This is a genomic window from Sphingobium sp. TomMM35A (assembly GCF_054771735.1).
In genome coordinates this window covers 161069-179720 of sequence record NZ_BSRC01000001.1, presented here as the reverse complement: position 1 = coordinate 179720, position 18652 = coordinate 161069, and the positions used below count along the sequence as shown (strand labels likewise).

Annotated in this window: 18 protein-coding genes; 6 read left to right on the top strand and 12 right to left on the bottom strand. The window is 62.9% G+C overall.

Going from position 1 to position 18652, the window contains the following annotated elements:
* Window positions 1–12: 12 nt before the first annotated feature.
* Window positions 13–759, bottom strand: a complete 747-nt coding sequence (locus ACYU8T_RS00935; RefSeq protein WP_461158225.1) for an HAD-IIB family hydrolase — start codon at window positions 757–759, stop codon at window positions 13–15.
* An 88-nt stretch (window positions 760–847) separates the two neighbouring features.
* Here ACYU8T_RS00935 and ACYU8T_RS00930 point away from each other — a divergent pair, with 88 nt between their 5' ends.
* The gene (locus tag ACYU8T_RS00930; RefSeq protein WP_461158224.1) at window positions 848–1663 is read left to right on the top strand and encodes a phosphotransferase family protein; all 816 of its coding nucleotides are present in this window, start codon (window positions 848–850) and stop codon (window positions 1661–1663) included.
* Here ACYU8T_RS00930 and ACYU8T_RS00925 read toward each other — a convergent pair.
* The 7 genes from ACYU8T_RS00925 to thiS all read right to left on the bottom strand — a co-directional run bounded on the left by ACYU8T_RS00925 (window position 1656) and on the right by thiS (window position 8838).
* On the bottom strand, window positions 1656–2924 hold the full coding sequence (locus ACYU8T_RS00925; protein WP_461158223.1) for a capsule biosynthesis protein: 1269 nt from the start codon (window positions 2922–2924) through the stop codon (window positions 1656–1658). The two genes, ACYU8T_RS00930 and ACYU8T_RS00925, sit on opposite strands and share 8 nt — an antisense overlap.
* A complete protein-coding gene (locus ACYU8T_RS00920) occupies window positions 2917–4509 on the bottom strand; it encodes a capsular polysaccharide export protein, LipB/KpsS family (protein ID WP_461159715.1) in 1593 nt (530 codons plus the stop codon). The genes ACYU8T_RS00925 and ACYU8T_RS00920 overlap by 8 nt, the downstream gene beginning before the upstream one ends.
* A 75-nt stretch (window positions 4510–4584) precedes the next feature.
* Complete coding sequence (locus ACYU8T_RS00915; protein ID WP_461158222.1) at window positions 4585–5883, bottom strand: glycosyltransferase family 4 protein; 1299 nt, start codon at window positions 5881–5883, stop codon at window positions 4585–4587.
* Window positions 5884–5928: 45 nt separating this feature from the next.
* Window positions 5929–6369, bottom strand: coding sequence for an HIT family protein (locus tag ACYU8T_RS00910; protein ID WP_097090968.1), 441 nt, complete (start codon window positions 6367–6369; stop codon window positions 5929–5931).
* A 10-nt stretch (window positions 6370–6379) separates the two neighbouring features.
* Window positions 6380–7015, bottom strand: a complete 636-nt coding sequence (locus tag ACYU8T_RS00905; protein WP_097090967.1) for a CoA transferase subunit B — start codon at window positions 7013–7015, stop codon at window positions 6380–6382.
* On the bottom strand, window positions 7015–7725 hold the full coding sequence (locus tag ACYU8T_RS00900) for a CoA transferase subunit A (protein WP_097090966.1): 711 nt from the start codon (window positions 7723–7725) through the stop codon (window positions 7015–7017). The genes ACYU8T_RS00905 and ACYU8T_RS00900 overlap by 1 nt, the downstream gene beginning before the upstream one ends.
* A gap of 111 nt (window positions 7726–7836) precedes the next feature.
* Window positions 7837–8838 (bottom strand): sulfur carrier protein ThiS, encoded by a 1002-nt coding sequence (gene thiS, locus ACYU8T_RS00895; protein WP_097090965.1) that lies wholly within the window; start codon window positions 8836–8838, stop codon window positions 7837–7839.
* Window positions 8839–8960: 122 nt separating this feature from the next.
* On the opposite strand from thiS, the gene aroQ reads away from it, so the two are divergent.
* From aroQ to arsC, 4 genes are all read left to right on the top strand, one after another.
* Window positions 8961–9401: a type II 3-dehydroquinate dehydratase gene (gene aroQ, locus ACYU8T_RS00890; RefSeq protein WP_097090964.1), complete on the top strand. Its 441-nt coding sequence runs from the start codon at window positions 8961–8963 to the stop codon at window positions 9399–9401.
* 96 nt (window positions 9402–9497) lie between these two features.
* A complete protein-coding gene (gene accB, locus ACYU8T_RS00885) occupies window positions 9498–9983 on the top strand; it encodes an acetyl-CoA carboxylase biotin carboxyl carrier protein (RefSeq protein ID WP_097090963.1) in 486 nt (161 codons plus the stop codon).
* A 14-nt stretch (window positions 9984–9997) separates the two neighbouring features.
* Window positions 9998–11350 carry an acetyl-CoA carboxylase biotin carboxylase subunit gene (gene accC / locus ACYU8T_RS00880; RefSeq protein ID WP_461158221.1) on the top strand — a complete coding sequence of 451 codons (1353 nt, stop codon included), beginning with the start codon at window positions 9998–10000 and terminating at the stop codon, window positions 11348–11350.
* Window positions 11347–11691 (top strand): arsenate reductase (glutaredoxin), encoded by a 345-nt coding sequence (gene arsC / locus ACYU8T_RS00875; RefSeq protein ID WP_461158220.1) that lies wholly within the window; start codon window positions 11347–11349, stop codon window positions 11689–11691. The genes accC and arsC overlap by 4 nt, the downstream gene beginning before the upstream one ends.
* Window positions 11692–11832: 141 nt before the next feature.
* Here arsC and ACYU8T_RS00870 read toward each other — a convergent pair whose 3' ends face one another.
* Window positions 11833–12609, bottom strand: coding sequence for a PIG-L deacetylase family protein (locus ACYU8T_RS00870; protein ID WP_461158219.1), 777 nt, complete (start codon window positions 12607–12609; stop codon window positions 11833–11835).
* 568 nt (window positions 12610–13177) lie between these two features.
* Here ACYU8T_RS00870 and polA point away from each other — a divergent pair.
* Entirely contained in the window at window positions 13178–15964 is a 2787-nt protein-coding gene (gene polA / locus ACYU8T_RS00865; RefSeq protein WP_461158218.1) for a DNA polymerase I, read from the top strand.
* Between the two features lie 91 nt (window positions 15965–16055).
* Here the strand turns inward: polA and ACYU8T_RS00860 are convergent, their stop codons facing one another.
* The 3 genes from ACYU8T_RS00860 to ACYU8T_RS00850 form a co-directional block, all read right to left on the bottom strand.
* Window positions 16056–17513, bottom strand: coding sequence for a mannose-1-phosphate guanylyltransferase/mannose-6-phosphate isomerase (locus ACYU8T_RS00860; protein WP_461158217.1), 1458 nt, complete (start codon window positions 17511–17513; stop codon window positions 16056–16058).
* Window positions 17514–17608: 95 nt separating this feature from the next.
* Window positions 17609–17890, bottom strand: coding sequence for a TFIIB-type zinc ribbon-containing protein (locus ACYU8T_RS00855; RefSeq protein ID WP_097092677.1), 282 nt, complete (start codon window positions 17888–17890; stop codon window positions 17609–17611).
* 2 nt (window positions 17891–17892) lie between these two features.
* Window positions 17893–18603, bottom strand: coding sequence for a Bax inhibitor-1/YccA family protein (locus ACYU8T_RS00850; protein WP_201515018.1), 711 nt, complete (start codon window positions 18601–18603; stop codon window positions 17893–17895).
* Window positions 18604–18652 lie beyond the last annotated feature (49 nt).

Genomic DNA, 18652 nt, shown 5'->3' with positions numbered 1-18652 from the left:
AGCCAGCTTGCGTCATTTCTGGCAGGCGACGATCGCGGCGATGACCGACAGCGTTTCTTCCGGATCGCGCACGCGCACCGTGTCCAGCCCCAGCTCCTTGGCCGGATAGTCGTTGCCGCCGGGGAAGATCGCGTCGCCGATGAACATCATCGCATCCAGCGCGATGCCGCTCGCGTCGCGTAGCTTCTTGAGGCCATAGGCCTTGTCCACGCCTTCGCGCGTGATGTCGATCGATGTCGCGCCGCCCATGTTGATAGACAGGCCCGGCAATCGCTCCCGCAGGTCGGCCTGGATGATGCGGCGCTTGGCGAAGTCCGGGTCCCACCCTTCCTTGGCATGGATCGGTGCCTGCTGGCCCAGCGCGGAAAAGGTGATCTGGCTACCTCGATCCTCGATCCGCTCGCCCCAGGTTTCTTCCGGCACGAAACCCGTCGCCTCCAGCGCCTGATCGAAAGCCGCGAAGATCTTCTGCTTCTGCGCGTCGTCGAACAGCTCGGCATAGACCGGCGTCCAGGCTCCCTCTTGCTGCGTGTAGAGCTTCGTCCCGGTGGTCGGCATCAGCCACAGGCGCGACAGGTCGGCGCGCGCGGGTAAGCGGCTCGCCACCTGCTTGTCGAACTGCGGCCAGTCCCCGCCGGAAATCACGGCGACATGCGCCACCGTCAGCAGGTCTGCCAGCGCCTCCCCCATCTCCTCGCCCAAAGGCTGCTTGCTTTCCGCCAGCGTTCCGTCGAGATCGAAAGCGATCAATTCTTTCATAGGGACAGGCTCCTGGAATTCATGCCGGCGCAGCTACCATCAATTGAGCGATCGGCAAATGCATAGAGCCAAGGAAATGACGCCGCGCATGAGGTTGAAAAGGGAAGGCGACTGGCTGCTGCTTGGCCGGGGCAAAAGCTCGGAGGTTTTCCGCATCGGAAACGGAGAGGTGATCAAGATCTTCCATCCAGCCGTGTCGGACGAAATGATCGACCGCGAAATGACGGCGGCAACACTCGCCTCCTCCCTCGGCCTTTCCACGGCCGCGCCGCGCGCGCGCGTCGAGGTGGAGGGCGAGCGCGCCCTCATCTATCCCGAAATCAGCGGCATTTCGATCGCCCGGGCCATCCGCAAGCAGCCGCTGTCAGCCGCGTCGCTGCTGCGCCAAATGGCGGGGCTTCTGAACAGCGTTCATACCCCCTTCGCCTCCGGGCTGCGCACCGTCAAGTCCGTGCTGCAAACCGACATCGACTATGGCCCGGCCCCCGAAAGGCTCAAGAGCGCCGCTAGGGATTATCTCGCGCGCCTGCCGGAGGGCAGCCATATCCTTCATGGCGACTTCCACATCGACAACATCCTGGTGAGCGGCAGCGGGCTGGTGATCCTCGACTGGGCGAAAGCCGCGATCGGCGCGCCCGCCGCCGACGCCGTCCGAAGCGAGATGCTGATGCGCTTTGGCGAAGGTCCCGCCGATCCCATCACCAACATCTGGCGCGATTGGGCGGCCGGTCAGCTTGGCCACGCCTATCACAAGCAAAGCGGCCTCACGCCTGATCAGTTGAGCCAGTGGCGCCCTGTCGTCGCGCTGGCATGGCTCCGCGCGCGCCCGCCCGTCCGTGAGAAGGCTTTCACGCGCTACCTGAATAAGGCCCTGCGCGATGCGGGGCTCCCGATCCTCAGCTGACCCGCGCCAGGTTGATCCGCCTGACGGGTACATCCGCGCTGCGCTCTGCCGTCGTCGATCGGCCGCACAGACGCTCCACCGCATTGTTCACCAGCATGTCGAGCCCCTGATCGCTCAGCAAGCCGCCCCGAATCAGGCATCGGTCGATCAGCACGCGCCGGAATGCCGCATACAGCGTCTGGTCCGGCGCTCCTGGATCGAGCCAGAATTCGTCCAGCGTGCCCTTGTACACGACACCCGGCACTTTGTAGACGGCATGTCCCAGCACCAGCACCGGCTTGCCCTTGTTCAGCGCCAGCGTGCCGACCGTGCTGTTGACCGTCACGACGCCCAACGACCGCCCCACCACCTGCGCGATGTCGAGGTCGGCCAGATAATAGACCCGGTCTTCCACCCCATATCGGGCCGCCAGCCTCCGCGTCAGCCGCTCCCAGGCGACCAGCCCCGAATCAAGCGGATGGCGCTTCACCAGCAGGTAAGTGCCATCGGGCGCGTAGCGGGCGAAGCTCTTGATCACGAACCGCAAGGCCGCGCGCATATTGCCGAACGGCGAATGCACCCGGATCTGGTAATCGGAATCGAGCTGCAACGGCAGGGCGAAATAGGGCTTGTCCCGAATCTTATCCCACTGCGCATGCGACAGGCGCACGTCCCGCTTGCGCAGCATCAGCTTTTTGAACCATCCCGCCGCCTCCAGCAGGAAGCTTTGCGGCCGATGCGTGCGGTAGAAGGGAAAGACCGGCCACATCATCGCCGACGCAAGCCCGTTGCGTGTCGTGTTGACGGCGCGCCTGCGGAAGGTCGAGGGGATTTGCGGCTCCCGCCCACCCTCCGGCGGCAGGCCCAATGCCTGATCCAGGAACCATTGCGGGTCGAGCGGCAGGGTCGAATTGCCGTTCACCCCATCTTCCTGCAACGTCATGAAGTCGGGCCGGATATAGCCTTCCTCCAGCACATGGACACGCAAGCCGCGCAGCCGCGCCATCTTGTGCGCCGACGCATGATAGGGGCGGCAGTCACCGTAAAGGATCAGGTCGGTGACGCCATGCTGGACGATGAAATCGTCGAAGAAAAGCGGCCAGTTGCGAAAAGTACCGCGATAATCGGTCGCCTCCCCCGGCCAGTCGACCTTGTCCCCGCCATTGATGTTGATCCGCAGCGCCCCATGCCCACGCGCGCGCAAGGCATCGGCCAGCATCGCGAAAAAGGGTCCATGCGGTCCCTGGAGGAAAAGGAAGGTCTTGGCTTGGCCGTCAGCCATGGAGACGCTCGGCAGACACAGTCATAAATCTTCTAATTTTCCCCTGTAGCGTCCGCATTCGGATCAGCCATGAGATTGATGACGTCGATCCACTGCCCAAACGCTCCACCATGATTTCGGGGCCGCAGGGCAGACATGTTACCGGGTCCAGGTAACGAGGATAGAGAATGAGGGCGGCCGCGACAAGCTGGTCGATGGTCAGCTTGCGTCCCCGCCGTGGATTGGGTTCCGCCAAGTCGCGCGTCAGTCCCCACCCGGCATAGAATGGCATGCCGTGCACCGTGACGGGCCGGTCGCGCAGCAACGCCTCGAACCCAGTCAGCGACGATAGAACATGCACGTCATCCACCGCCTGCACCAACGCCATCAGCGGCGCGCCGCTGTCCAGCGCATCGGCATAATGATGCACCACGGCATCGCTCAAATGCCCGCGCCGCAATCCGGCCTGCACATCGGGGTGGGGCCGGTAGATGATATGGGCGTCGGGTTCGGCCTGGCGCGCCCGCTTCAATAGCCCCAGATTGCCTTCGACCCCAGCGCCTCCAAGCTGCACCGACAGATCGTCCTCCACCTGGCCGACGACCAGCACCGTGCGCTTGTCCGCCGGAAGGCTCGGCATCCGCCCCGCATCCTGCCCATATTTGGTGATGCCCGTCGCCCGGATCGTTTCACGCAGCCGCCGCGCCCGCTCGACAAGCATTGGCGAAAAAGCATGAGTAGCAAGCAGCGTTTCCAGATCGCTCGGCCTGCCCGCATCATAATAAATACCCGACCGATCGATGACGACAGAGCCCGGCGGCGTCAGCGCCGCGCCCAGCCCCTTCGACCGCAAGAAGCCATCCTCCACCCGCGCGACAGCAATATCCGGTGCGTCCGCCTGCAAGGAAGACGGCACCCGAGACGGCCATATCGCCAGTGCTCCACCTTCCCGCCGTGCGCGCACCACTCCGGCACGCGGAGACAGGATTGGCGGAGACCGCACCCCATCCCACAGGAACCGCCGCATCGCTTCCCGCTTCCAGAAGGCCATGCCGCTGGCAGCGGCGATATGCCGATTGCCCTGCAAGTGGCGTCCCCACTCGGCCAACTGCGCGATGGCTTGATCGACGCCAACCGCCTTCCCGCTGAAACAATCCCGATAGGTGGCTGCTGCCACGGCCCGCTTCGCCTCCAGCCGAAGCCGCTCCGGCGCGATGATTTCACCATCGGGCCCATGCACGGCGACGCCCAGCATCCCCGCGATGATCGCCAGCTCATCGTCAGCTTTTGCATGGACAGAGCGGGCCTGCGCCACCAGCGCCCAAGGATCATATGCCTTGGCGGGCTGCCGCAGCGGCAGAATAACGACCTCAGATCGATCAAGTCCGTCGCGGGAGAAGCAGCACCCCGCCCGCGCCACCAGCTTCACCCCGTCGCGCTGTCTGCCCCAATAGGCCCCGCCCACCCGCGCGGCCGCGATCTGTTCGATGACGCTATCCGGCACTTCATCGGGCTCGCCCGCCCGCTCGCGCAGGATGCTCACCGCCGCCACGCGCGGGGCGATTCCGGGAAAGGGCGGCGATCGCAGGAAGGGCAGCGGCGTCACTTCATCAAATCCAGTCCGCACCCGGCAGAAAAGCGATTGTTCACAAGAGTTTCATGCGCAGCCCCGGCGGGCACGTCAAGCGGGCGCGGTAGCCGTCACATCGTCCAGCAATTGCATGATGATGTCGAAATAGTCCCGCCATTGCGGCGCGCGCCATGCCTTGATGCGCGCCATCTGCGCCTCGCGTTCGGGTGAATCCGGCATGGCATAGGCCTCGATCAGGCGCATCCAGCCGAGCCCGTCCAGCGGATCGAGATAATCTGGCGCCTCGCCACCCACTTCCCGATGCGCGACGATGTCGCTGCAAATCACCGGCACGCCCACCGACAGCGCCTCTATTACGGGAATGCCGAACCCCTCCTCGAACGAAGGCATCAGCATCGCCCTTGCGCCTGCGACCAGCGCGTGCATTTCCGTGTCCGGCACGCTGCCCGCTTCAATGACATGGCCGCGCAAGATCTCGGCACGCTCCAGCATGTCGACGACATTCTCATTTTCCCAGCCACGGCGGCCGATCAGCACCAGAACCGGAGCCCGATCGCCCAGCCGCTCCACCAACCGTCGCCATAGATTGAGCAGCAGCAGGTGGTTCTTTCGCGGCTCGATCGTGGAGATATACACGAAATAGGACCGCGACGGCACATTGTAGCTTTCGCCCCCGAATATGTCCGGCGGGTCAGCGCCGAAATGCGCAACGCACAGGCTGCGCCCTTCCATGCTCCGCGTCATGAAGGGGCCAAGCGCATCGATCGTCGCCTGGCTGTTGCCGATGATCCCATCGGCATAGCGGTCGATCGTGCGTATCCGCCGCCGATGCTCTGCCGCCCCCTGCGGCCGTGCGAACTCTGGATGGGTTAGCGGGATGACATCATGCACCAGCGTTACGAAGCGCGCGCCTTCCGCACGCAGGATCGCGCCCACCTGATCCGGATCGTCCAGATGATGGGGCGAAACTTGCAGATAGACGCGAGGGCTGCGGGCGCGCGGCACCGGGCGTGGCCGCAGCGCGATCAGGTGCCGGATCACCGCCGCCCGTCCCGCAGCCTCATCCTTGACGCTACTGTTGCGCCAGCGCGCCGCGGTGAACGCCAGAAACTGCCGCACCGCCGCGCCGTTCAGGCGGCCATAATAGCCGCCCGCCGGATGCACGGCGGCAAAGGCCAGCCGCTCCGGAATCCGCTCCAGCAGTTCGCGCGCATAGACATATTCGACCCGGTCGATCCCCGTTGGCGCTGCATGGAAGCTGCGCGACAACAGGCGCGAGATGTCGAGGATGATCTCCGCCTTGCCATCGGCCGCCGCGACATAGCTCCTCGCCGGCTTCGATCGCAGCGCGAGCCGGGCACCCGGCGCCTTGAAGGGTTTCAGCGCCATGTCAGCACTTCTTCATATATCCGGCCATGGAAGGATGCGCCGGACTCAGAACTGGGCACGAATCTCTTCCGCCAGCGCTTCGAGGGCAGCGGGATCAGCGAAATTGCCCTGTGCATGAGCGGAAAAGCCCATCGGCCCGCCCTGCCAGCGTGGCACGATGTGGAAATGCAGATGAAAGACGGTCTGCCCGGCAGGCGCACCGTTGAACTGCGCGACATGGATACCGTCAGGCTTCAGCGCCTTGGCAGTCGCATTTGCGACCTTCTTCACCGTCGCCATCACCTGCGCCAGCGCCTCATCCTCGATCTCCAGGATGTTGCGCGCCTTGGACCATTTGGAAATGACCAGGCTGTGCCCCTTCGACTGTGGCTGAATGTCCAGGAACGCATAGGTATGCGCATCCTCATACAGCTTGGTCGAAGGGATCTTGCCCTGGAGGATCAGTGCAAAGACATTGCCTTCGTCATAAGTGCCTTCAAGGCTCATGTCCGGTTCCTCAGCTCAGATAATGAGCCGTGGTCTTAGCGGCGACTTCCTCCGCCGTCACGCCCGGTGCGAGTTCGATGAGCTTGAACGGGCTGCCGTGGTCAGGCCGCTGGAAGACGCAAAGGTCGGTGACGATCATGTCCACGACATTCTTGCCCGTCAGCGGCAATGTGCAGGCCGGAATGAATTTCGAGCTGCCGTCCTTGGACGTATGTTCCATGACGACGATGATCTTCTTGACGCCAGCGACCAGATCCATGGCACCGCCCATGCCCTTGATCATCTTGCCGGGGATCATCCAGTTGGCGATGTCGCCATTTTCCGCGACCTCCATCGCGCCAAGCACGGTCAGGTCGATATGCCCGCCCCGGATCATGGCGAAGCTGTCGGCGCTGGAGAAATAGACCGTGTTCGGTAGTTCGCTGATCGTCTGCTTGCCTGCGTTGATCAGGTCCGCATCCTCCTCGCCCTCATAGGGGAAGGGGCCGATGCCCAGCATGCCGTTTTCTGACTGAAGCGTCACTTCGACACCCGCCGGAATATGGTTCGCCACCAGCGTCGGGATACCGATGCCAAGGTTCACGTAGAAACCGTCCTTGAGCTCCTTCGCCGCCCGCGCGGCCATCTCGTCACGAGTCCAAGGCATCAGGCGGTCTCCCTCTGGCGAACAGTGCGGAATTCGATCTTTTTGTCGTAGGGCGCGCCGATGATCATGCGCTTCACATAAATGCCGGGCAGATGGATGCTGTCGGGGTTCAGGCTGCCGACCGGCACCACTTCCTCGACTTCGGCGACGCAGATCTTGGCGGCGGTCGCCATGGGGGCGTTGAAGTTGCGCGCAGTCTTGCGGAAGATGAGGTTGCCGCTCTCATCCGCCTTCCAGCCCTTGATGATCGACACATCGGCAAAGATGCCGCGTTCCAGGATATAATCCTGCCCGTCGAAATTCTTCACTTCCTTGCCTTCAGCGACCGCCGTGCCGACGCCCGTCTTGGTGTAGAAGCCCGGAATGCCAGCGCCGCCAGCGCGACAGCGCTCCGCCAGCGTGCCTTGGGGTGAGAACTCCACCTCCAATTCGCCGCTCAGATACTGCCGCTCGAACTCCTTGTTCTCGCCGACATAGGAGCTGATCATTTTCTTGACCTGGCGGGTGCGCAGCAGCTTGCCGAGCCCTTCGCCGTCGATCCCGGCGTTGTTGGACGCGATGGTGAGGTCCTTCACCCCCGAATCACGGATCGCGTCGATCAGGCGCTCGGGGATTCCGCAAAGCCCAAAGCCGCCCGCACAAAGATGCATGCCATCAAAGAGAAGGCCCTCCAACGCAGACGCAGCATCGGGGTACAGCTTATTGACCATCGCTTTTCCTCCTCCTGAATGCGTTTAGCCCATAAGCGGAAGCGGCCGGACGGTCAATTTGCTGCAATGGCGAAAGTGATGCGGCTCCCGCTCGGTTCGGGCGAAGGCGGATTAGATAAGGCCAGCAAGCGGGCTCGACGGATCGGCATACATGCGCTTCCCCATCCGACCTGCGCGATAAGCCATGCGCCCGGCCTCGACGCCGGCCTTCATCGCCGCCGCCATCAGCACCGGGTCCTTGGCCTCAGCGATGGCCGTGTTCATCAGCACGCCCGTGCAGCCCAATTCCATCGCCTCGGCCGCTTCGGACGCGGTGCCCACGCCAGCATCGACCAGCACCGGCAGCTTCGTGCCCTCGACGATCAGGCGGATCGTCACTCGGTTCTGAATGCCAAGGCCCGAGCCGATCGGCGCACCCAACGGCATGATCGCCACCGCGCCCGCATCTTCCAGCCGCTTGGCCGCGATCGGATCATCGACGCAATAAACCATCGGCTTGAAGCCTTCCTTGGCCAGGATTTCCGTCGCCCTCAGCGTCTCCACCATGTCGGGATAGAGCGTCCGCGCTTCGCCCAGCACCTCCAGCTTGACGAGGTCCCAGCCACCCGCCTCCCGCGCCAGCCGCAGCGTCCGGATCGCCTCTTCACCGGTATAGCAACCCGCCGTATTGGGCAGATAGGTGATCTTCCGGGGATCGATAAAGTCCGTCAGCATCGGCGCGTTCGGGTCTGACACATTCACGCGCCGCACCGCCACCGTGACGATCTCCGCCCCCGAAGCCGCGACAGCCGCCGCATTCTGCTCGAAATTTTTGTATTTTCCGGTGCCGACGATCAGCCGCGACCGGAAAGTCTTGCCCACAACGCTCCAGCTATCCTCATCGACAGCCGACACATCGCCGCCACCAACAAAATGCACGATCTCCAGATCATCGCCATCCTCGACGCACACCTGCGCCAGCGTCGACCGGGGCACGACCTCCAGGTTACGCTCAACCGCCACCTTCTCCGGCGCGAAGCCAAGCTCGCTCGCCAATTCCGCCAGCGTGATGCCTGCGCGCACGCGGCGATGGTCGCCATTGATGGTGATCGATAAGGTGCCGTCGACGTGCAATGCTCGTGTCCTGTCTTCAAATCAAAAACGTGTCTCGACTTGGCGCGACACGAAAGGCTAAGGATCAGCGCAGCATATAGGGGCGGCGCCGCCCCTGCCGCAACATGCTAAGGGGGATTGCCATGGCCGAAGCGCGGAAAATCTATGTGTTGAACGGCCCCAACCTCAACATGCTGGGCACGCGGGAGCCGGACATCTACGGCTATGACACGCTCGACGACATTGCCGAGCGGATGGAAGACGCGGCGCAGCGCGCTCATGTCGAAATCGACTTCCGCCAGTCCAATCATGAAGGCCACCTGATCGACTGGCTCCAGGAAGCGCATGAGGAAAGCGCGCATGCCATCATCCTCAACCCGGGCGGCCTCACCCACACTTCCATCGCGCTGCATGACGCGATCAAGGGTATCAGCATACCCGTGATTGAGGTTCACCTGTCGAACCCGCATGCCCGCGAGCCGTTCCGCCACAAAAGCTATGTCGGCATGGCGGCAAAGGGCACGATCGCGGGCTTCGGCGCGATGTCCTACATGCTGGCGTTGGAAGCCGCGCTGGAACTTTAAGCCGCGAGCAGTTTTGGCGCTCAAAAGTTGCGCTTTGGCCTAAATGCGCATAGGCGCGGGCATCACATAAGACATTTCACCGTCCAGGGACTTCAAATGAACGACAAGGCTGAAAAGGGCGCAATGCAGGTGGACGTGCAGCTGGTGCGGGATCTCGCCGCGCTGCTCGACGACACCAACCTGACGGAAATCGAGGTTGAGGACGGCGATCGCAAGATCCGCGTCGCGCGCAAGGCGGCCAGCGGCGGCAACGCCATCGCCTATGCCCCCGCGCCGGTCGCCGCAGCCCCGGTCGCCACTCCTGCGCCCGCCGCCGCTCCGGCCGTAGCCGCTGCGCCTGCCGTCGCTGCCAACGCCGTCCGATCGCCCATCGTCGGCACCGCCTATCTTTCGGCGGAACCGGGCGCTGCTCCCTTCGCCGCCGTGGGTGCGACCGTGAAGGCTGGCGACACTGTCCTCATCGTCGAAGCGATGAAGGTCATGAACGCCATCACCGCGCCCAACGCGGGCACGGTCAAGGCCGTGCTGGTCGATAATGGCCAGCCGGTCGAATATGACCAGCCGCTGATCGTCATCGAATAAGGGCCGCTTCACACATGGCCATCGAAAAGCTGCTGATCGCGAACCGGGGCGAAATCGCGCTCCGCATCCACCGCGCCTGCCATGAAATGGGCATCAAGACGGTGGCGGTGCACTCCACCGCCGACGCCGATGCCATGCATGTGCGCCTCGCCGACGAAGCGATCTGCATCGGCCCGCCCGCGGCCAAGGACAGCTATCTCAACATCGCCGCGATCATCTCCGCCGCCGAAATCTCCGGCGCGGATGCGATCCACCCCGGCTATGGCTTCCTCTCCGAAAACGCCCAGTTCGCGGAAATCGTGGAAGCGCATGGCCTCGCCTTCGTCGGCCCCAAGCCCGAACATATCCGCATCATGGGCGACAAGGTCGAAGCCAAGCGTACCGCAGGCGCGCTCGGCCTGCCGCTCGTCCCCGGCTCCGATGGCGCGCTGTCGACGGTCGAGGAAGCTCGCGAAGTCGCCGCCAGGATCGGCTACCCCGTCCTTATCAAGGCAGCCTCGGGCGGCGGCGGGCGCGGCATGAAGGTCGTGCCATCCGAAGACCAGCTTGAAACGCTGATGCGCCAGGCCGGATCGGAAGCCAAGGCGGCGTTCGGCGACGACACCGTCTATATGGAAAAATATCTGGGCAATCCCCGGCATATCGAATTCCAGGTCTTCGGCGACGGCAATGGCGCCGCTATCCACTTGGGCGAGCGCGACTGCTCGCTCCAGCGCCGCCACCAGAAGGTGCTGGAGGAAGCCCCCTCTCCCGTCCTCTCCGCCGCAGAGCGCGACCGCATGGGCGAAGTCGTGCGCAAGGCGATGGCCGACATGGGCTATCGCGGCGCAGGCACGATCGAGTTCCTCTGGGAAAATGGTGAATTCTACTTCATCGAGATGAACACCCGCCTTCAAGTGGAGCATCCGGTGACGGAAATGATCACCGGCCTCGACCTCGTCCGCGAACAGATCCGCGTTGCTGAGGGCAAGCCGCTCTCCGTCGCGCAGGAAGAGATCGAGTTTCACGGCCACGCCATCGAATGCCGCATCAATGCGGAAGACCCGCGCACCTTCGCACCCTCGCCCGGCACCGTCACCAGCTATCATGTCCCTGGCGGCATGCACGTCCGCGTCGATAGCGGCCTGTATCAGGGTTATAGGGTGCCGCCCTATTATGACAGCATGATCGGCAAGCTGATCGTCTACGGCCGCACGCGCGAAGGCTGCATCATGCGCCTCAAGCGCGCGTTGGAAGAATATGTGATCGAAGGCATGAAGACCACGATCCCGCTCCACCAGAAGCTGCTCAAGGACCCCGAATTCCTCAGCGGCGACTACACCATCAAATGGCTGGAGGAGTGGTTGGCGAAGGACGAACAGGCGTGAAGGCCACCATCTGGCACAATCCCCGCTGCTCCAAATCGCGCGCCGCGCTAGCGATCCTTGAGGAGACACCGGGGGTAGAGGTCGAGGTGGTAGAGTATCTGAAAACCTCGCCCGCCCGTGCAGAGATCGAAGCGGTGCTGGCGAAAGCAGGCGTGCGCCCTTCCGAAGCCCTCCGCAACGGCGAAGCTGTGGTAAAGGACATCGGCCTAGATGTAACGAATGACGATGCCGTCCTGGACGCCATGGCCGTCCACCCGATCCTGATCGAACGCGCCATCGTGATCACCGACAAGGGCGCAGTCATCGCCCGCCCGCCGGAACGGGTGAGCGAGATCCTGTAAAGCCTTCCCCCTCCCGCTGGCGGAAGGAGCCGCCGCAGCACTCCCCCTCCCGCTAGCGGGAGGGGGTCGGGGGGTGGGCCAGCGCAACGTCCAATCGCTCAAACACCTCTAGCTTGGAAGCGCGCAAGCCTCATCCAAAGCTCACAAAATCGGCCAGAACCGCTCCGCCGCCACACCTCCGCCAGTCTGCCGCGCAAACTCCCTCGTCGCAGCCCTGAAATCATCGGTGAAGCGGAAAATCACCGGAACCTGCGTCCGATAAGCTCGGATCGCATCTAGCTTCCGCTCCAACTGCTCTTCGATCCCGACCAGCTCAGGCGGCCCCAGCCGGGCCCTTACCTGTTCCAGCCTTTGGCCAAGCCCCTCGGGCGTATGGATGACATAGGGCGCATCCTCCCAAGCAAAAACCCGGTGCCCCCGTCGCGCCAGCCCCACGCCCGTCTCAAAGACGATCTGATGGTCGATGTGCGACCCGATCGCCAGCGGCACGAACACGGTCGCCGAAGGCTGCCACTCAGGCAGGCTTGTCAGCTCGTCGACAAGATGGTCGGCCAGCGCCAAGCCATTCGCGTCGATAGGCCCGAACAATTCATCGTCCGACGTGACCGTATCTCCGCGATAGATCACATCGGGCAAGCCGAGCCAGCGCACTGAACAGCCCAACGTCTGCGCCGCCTGAGCGTCTTCGGACCGCCGAATATCGATCACCTCCTCCGGATCGGTAAGGTTCCAGCGCGAATGTTTCCACTCGGCAAAGCTGCTGACAAGTTGCGGTACGATCTCCCCGGCGAACAAGGTAATAATGTGGCTGGACCGTCCAGCAGCCGCAATGGCGGCCGCGGTTCCCCCGCAGGATAGAGCCGCATCGTCCGCATGCGGCTGGAGAAATATAGCTGGCGCGGAAGTGAGATCGAGCATGCAAAGCCTCTTAATCCTTAAGCCACGGAAATGATGCACATCTAGGGGCCGTCAGGGGAAACACGGACCTTCCCCCTCGTCCATTCAGAGGAATAGGGGGAATATCCGCGCCCGGCTTTACCGGCCCCATCCGTCATGCCAGCGCAAGCTGGCATCTCAGTCTACATCGCCCCGCCTAGCCTCTCATTCGCAGCGTCCTCCGACATGGAACGGGCACACAGCGTCACCAAACAGCCACACCTCCCTGAAAAAGCATCCTATTTCTCCAACACGGCGCAATTTCACCCCTGTCCTATTTGTCGCCCGTCAGCCTATCCTCACTACCTCTTTGAAAACGTCCGGCACATCACGCCCTCGCGCACACGCGCGCCCGCCCTCGCGCGCGCATACACTGTGAACTTCGGCGGAAATCCGCCATTTCTTCACCCTTCCCCATCCGCAGGCTGCCTATTTTCCGCTCGGCCAAGGCGAATCGAAATCCCGGCAGAGGCCTGCATGATGGTGGCACCGGCCACATCGCACCCAAGCCACTGGAGCGCGCCGCCCTAACCGGCTATCCCCTGCGCCCATGGCCCAGAATCATCTCTACCTCGTCGACGGCAGCGGCTACATCTTCCGCGCCTACCACCAGCTCCCCCCGCTCACCAATCGGCACGGCCAGCCGGTCGGCGCGGTCTATGGCTATACGACGATGCTGTGGAAGCTGGCGGAGGAACTGGGCAAGGCGGAAGGCCCGACCCATCTTGCGGTGGTGCTGGACAAGGGCAGCCAGACCTTCCGCAACGAAATGTACGACGCCTACAAGGCGAACCGGCCCCCGCCGCCCGAGGATCTCGTCCCCCAATTCCCGATGATCCGCGACGCGACCCGCGCCTTTTCCCTGCCGTGCATCGAGGAAGCGGGGTTCGAGGCCGACGACATCATCGCCAGCTATACGAAGGCCGCCGTCGCGGCTGGCTGGCACGTCACCATCGTCAGTTCCGACAAGGACCTGATGCAGCTCATCCAGCCCGGCGTCGACATGTACGACACGATGAAGAATGAGCGGCGCGGCGCGGACTATGTCATGACCAAGTTCGGCGTGCAGCCGGAGCAGTTGGGCGACGTCCTCGCGCTGATGGGCGACAGCGTCGACAATGTCCCCGGCATCCCCGGCATCGGCCCCAAGACCGCCGCCAAGCTCATCACCGAATATGGCAGTCTGGAAGCCGCGCTCGAAGCCGCCCCGAGCATGAAAAAGTCGAAGATGCAGGAAAACCTCATCGCCCATGCCGACATGGCCCGCCTCTCACGCAGGCTGGTAGCGTTGCACGACGGCATGGATCTGCCAGAACCTCTGGAGGACTTGACGCTCAAGGGCATTCCGCCTGAACCGCTCCAGAACTTCCTGGAACATCATGGCTTCAAGTCGCTCCTGACGCGCCTCGGCGCGCCCGCTGCCGCCGTTGCCGTCGCAACCGCCGCGCTTGCTGTTACCGAAAGCACGCCGCCCGCCGCTCCGGCGCTGGAGGAAGAACCGCCGATCGACCGGAGCCTCTACGAAACGGTGGTGACGGAAGAGGCGCTCGACCGCTGGATCGCCGCTGCCCATGCCGAAGGGTTGCTCGCGATCGACACCGAAACCGACATGCTCGACTGCGTGTCCTGCGCGCTCGTCGGCGTCAGCCTTGCGGTCGGCCCAAGCGCGGCCTGCTACATTCCTGTGGGCCATGGTGGAAAGGACATGTTCGCGGAGAAGCCGGAGCAGCTGCCCAAGGACCTTGTGCTTGCAAAGCTCCAGCCGCTGCTGGAGGACGACAGCGTCCTGAAGATCGGCCAGAACCTCAAATATGACCTGACCGTCATGCACCGCCACGGCATCGAAATCGCACCCTATGACGACACCATCGTCATGAGCTTCGACCTGGACGCCGGGCAAAGCCTGGCGGGCCATGGCATGGACGAAGCGGCAAAGGTGCACCTCAATCACACATGCATCAGCTTCAAGGATGTGTGCGGCACCGGCAAGAACCAGATCAGCTTCGCCGAAGTCCCGCTTGACAAGGCGACCGAATATGCCGCCGAGGACGCCGACGTGACGCTGCGCCTGTGGAAAATCTACAAGAGCCGCATCGCGAACGAAGGCGCAACCCGCGTCTATGAACTGGTCGACCGCCCGCTCGTCGCCGTGATCGCCAGGATGGAGCATGAAGGCATCAAGGTCGATCGCGAAGCCCTCTCCCGCCTGTCTGCCGAATTCACCGCCGAAATCGCCAAGCTGGAGGGCGAGATACACGCCATCGCGGGCCAGCCCTTCGCCATCGGATCGACCCAGCAGCTGGGCGCGATCCTGTTCGACAAGATGGGCTACAAAGGGGGCAAGAAAGGCAAGTCCGGCGCATATTCCACCGACGTCACCATCCTTGAGCAGCTGAAAGCGCAAGGCGCGGAGATCGCGGGAAAAGTGCTCGACTGGCGTCAGCTGTCAAAGCTCAAATCCACGTACACCGACGCGCTCCAGGCGCAGATCAACAAGGATTCAAGCCGCGTCCACACCAGCTACTCGCTGTCCGGCGCGCAGACCGGCCGCCTCTCCTCGACCGACCCCAATCTCCAGAACATCCCGATCCGTACCGAAGTCGGCCGCCAGATTCGCCACGCCTTCGTTGCCGAACCCGGCAATGTGATCCTCGCGGCTGACTATAGCCAGATCGAACTGCGCCTCGCCGCCCATATCGCGGACGTTCCCGCCCTCCGCGAAGCCTTCCTCGCGGGCGAGGACATTCACGCCGCGACCGCCGAGCAATTGTTCGGAGAAGTGAACCGCGACACCCGCAGCCGGGCCAAGACGATCAATTTCGCCATCCTCTACGGCATCTCCCGCTGGGGCCTTGCCGGGCGGCTGGAAATCACCGCCGACGAAGCGCAAGACATGATCAGCCGCTATTATGAGCGCTTCCCGGGCATCAGCCTCTACATCACCGACACGCTCGAGAAGGCGCGCGCGCGCGGCTACACTGAAACGCTCTTCGGCCGCAAAACCTGGTTCCCGCGTATCAAGGCACCGATCCAGCACGAACGCCAGGGTGCCGAACGCGCCGCGATCAACGCGCCGATCCAGGGCACCAGCGCCGACATCATCAAGCGCGCAATGGTCCGCATGGGCCCAGTGCTCGCGGCTGAGGGTCTGCACAATGTGAAGATGCTGCTTCAGGTCCATGACGAACTGGTCTTCGAACTGCCCGAAGCTGATGTGGAACAGGCCAGCACCGTCATCCGTCAGGTGATGGAAACGGCAGCCGAACCGATCGTGAAGCTCAGCGTGCCCCTAGGCGTGGAAATCGGACACGGCCCCAGTTGGGGAGCGGCCCACTAGCCTAACATCGTCATCCGGAGCGGAAGCTGGGATCTCGTGAGCCGGACCCGGCCCTCATCTCAGTTCCCAACCGCAGCGGGACCAATGCAGATCAATTGCGCGCGTAACGATCCTCATAGCGCACAATGTCATCCTCGCCCACATAGGACCCGGTCTGCACCTCGATGAACACCATCGGGATACGCCCCGGGTTCTCGATCCGATGCACTGCCCCCACCGGCACATAGACGGATTGGTTCTCTGACAGCAACTGCACCTCCTCGCCCACCGTCACCTTAGCCGTGCCCTCGACGATGATCCAATGTTCAGACCGGTGGAAATGGCTCTGCAAGCTGAGAGACGCGCCGGGCAGCACGGTGATGCGCTTCACCTGAAAGCGCGAGCCGACCACCAGGCTCTCATACCAGCCCCATGGCCGGTGATCCTTCGGAAATGCCTCCGCCTGCGATGCGCCTTTGCGTTGCAGCGCTTCCACGACCAGCTTCACATCCTGCGTGCGCGACTTGTCTGCGATCAACACCGCATCGTTCATCGCAACCGCGACGATATTGTCGAGACCGAGCCCGACCAACTCCAGCCCCTCGCTTTCCGACCGCAGCAATGTGTCGCGGCAATCCAACGCCGTCGCCGCGCCCGAGAGCGCAACCCCATTGTCATCAGGCTGCGAATGGCTCCAAACGGCGTCCCAACCGCCCAGATCAGACCATTCGGCGTCAAACGGTACGACCGACAGATTGGCCGCCCGCTCCATAATCGCATAATCGATTGCGACGCTTTCCGCCTCTCCCCAAGGTTCCGGGGCCAGCCGCAGGAAGCCGAGATCGCTTTCCGCCTGTTCGACAGCCCCGCGCACAGCCGTGAGGATGCGCGGCGCATGCTGCTCGAAGGCCGCGATCAAATCCTTGGCAGCGAACAGGAAAATGCCCGCATTCCACAGATAATCACCTGTCGCCAGCATCTCTTCCGCCCGGGCCGCATTGGGCTTTTCAACGAAGCTAGCAAGCTTGATCGGCTCGCCCGTTCCGTCAGGCTTACTCTGCGCCTGAAGATAGCCATAGCCGGTTTCCGGGCGCGTCGGCTTGATCCCGAAAGTCACAAGGTCGCCACCCTGCGCCGCCCCGAGGCCCTTGCCGACAGCTTCATGAAATGCCGACACATCGGGCACGACATGGTCCGAAGGCGCCACCAGCATGACAGCATCCGGCTTGCTCGCCACCAGATGCAGCGCCGCGGCCAATATCGCAGGGGCCGTATTGCGCCCTTCCGGCTCGATTAGGATGGCCTGCGGATCGATATTCTCCTTTGCCAACTGCTCGGCGATGATGAAGCGGAATAGCGAGTTGGTGAGGACCAACGGCCGACCAAAGGAAAATTTCTCAGCCTTGCCGGAAAGACGCCGCGCGACCGACTGGAACAATGTCGTTTCGCCCAGCAGCGGCACGAACTGCTTGGGATAGGATTTGCGCGACAACGGCCAAAGGCGAGTGCCAGATCCCCCGGCGAGAATGACGGGGGTGACCTCCATCTGAGGTGCATTGCTTATCGACATTAAAATCCTGGCCGCGAAGTGGAACTGAAGGAAAGCTCTAAAGGATCAGCGGGCAGAGGCAAGCGCTTCAAAAAAGGGACGGCGCAACGGCCGTCCTAATCGAACAGTTCTTCCAGGAAGCTCTTCTTGCGCTTCTTCTGATAATATCGGCCATCGTCACGATAATCGCGATCAGGCCGATAATGAGGCTGCTGAGGCGGTGGCGCTGCGGTGGCCGTCCCCGACCGCTCGATGATCTTGTCGAGTTCACCCCGGTCCAACCACACGCCCCGGCATTGCGGGCAATAGTCAATCTCCACCCCCTGCCGGTCCGTCATCGATAGTCCGACATGACAGACCGGGCAGAGCATCGCCGACACGGCTTCGGGCGTGCGCATCATTATTCCCGTTCGCCCGTCAGGCTCAGCAGCATCTGGAACAGGTTCACGAAATTCAGGTACAGCGACAGCGCGCCCATCACCTGCATCTTCTGCGCGACCTCATGACCGGCATAGTAGAAATATTCCGACTTGATGCGCTGCACGTCCCAGGCGGTCAGGCCGGTGAAGACCACGACGCCGATGATCGAGATCACCATCTGCATGGCCGAAGAGCCGATGAAGATGTTGATGAGGCTGGCGACCAGGATACCGATCAGGCCCATGATCAGGAATGACCCCATCTTCGACAGGTCACGCCCGGTGGTATAGCCCCACAGCGCCATCGCAAGGAACATCACCGCCGCCGAGAAAAAGGCCTGCGCTATGCTGGCGCCTGTGAAGACCAGGAAAATGCTGGCCAACGACACACCCATGACGGCCGAGAAGGCCCAGAAAGCCGTCCGCGCGCCAGCCGTAGTCATCTTTTCGATGCGAAAGCTGAAGAAGAACACGAACGCCAGCGGCGCGAAGATCGCCACCCACTTCAGCGGCGTATTGAAGATCGCGGCGGCCAGCGCTGGCGTATTGCCGATAAAGGCAGCGACCAAGCCAGTGATGACCAAGCCGATCCCCATGTTGCGGAAGACGCCCAGCATGTGACTGCGCAGCCCGGCGTCATGTTGCGCCGCCTGCGTCGTCCCATAATTTGGTGTACGAACGGGATTGTTCACGGCGTAAAAACTCCATCCTTCAAAACAAACTTCTGATTGGATCGAGTGG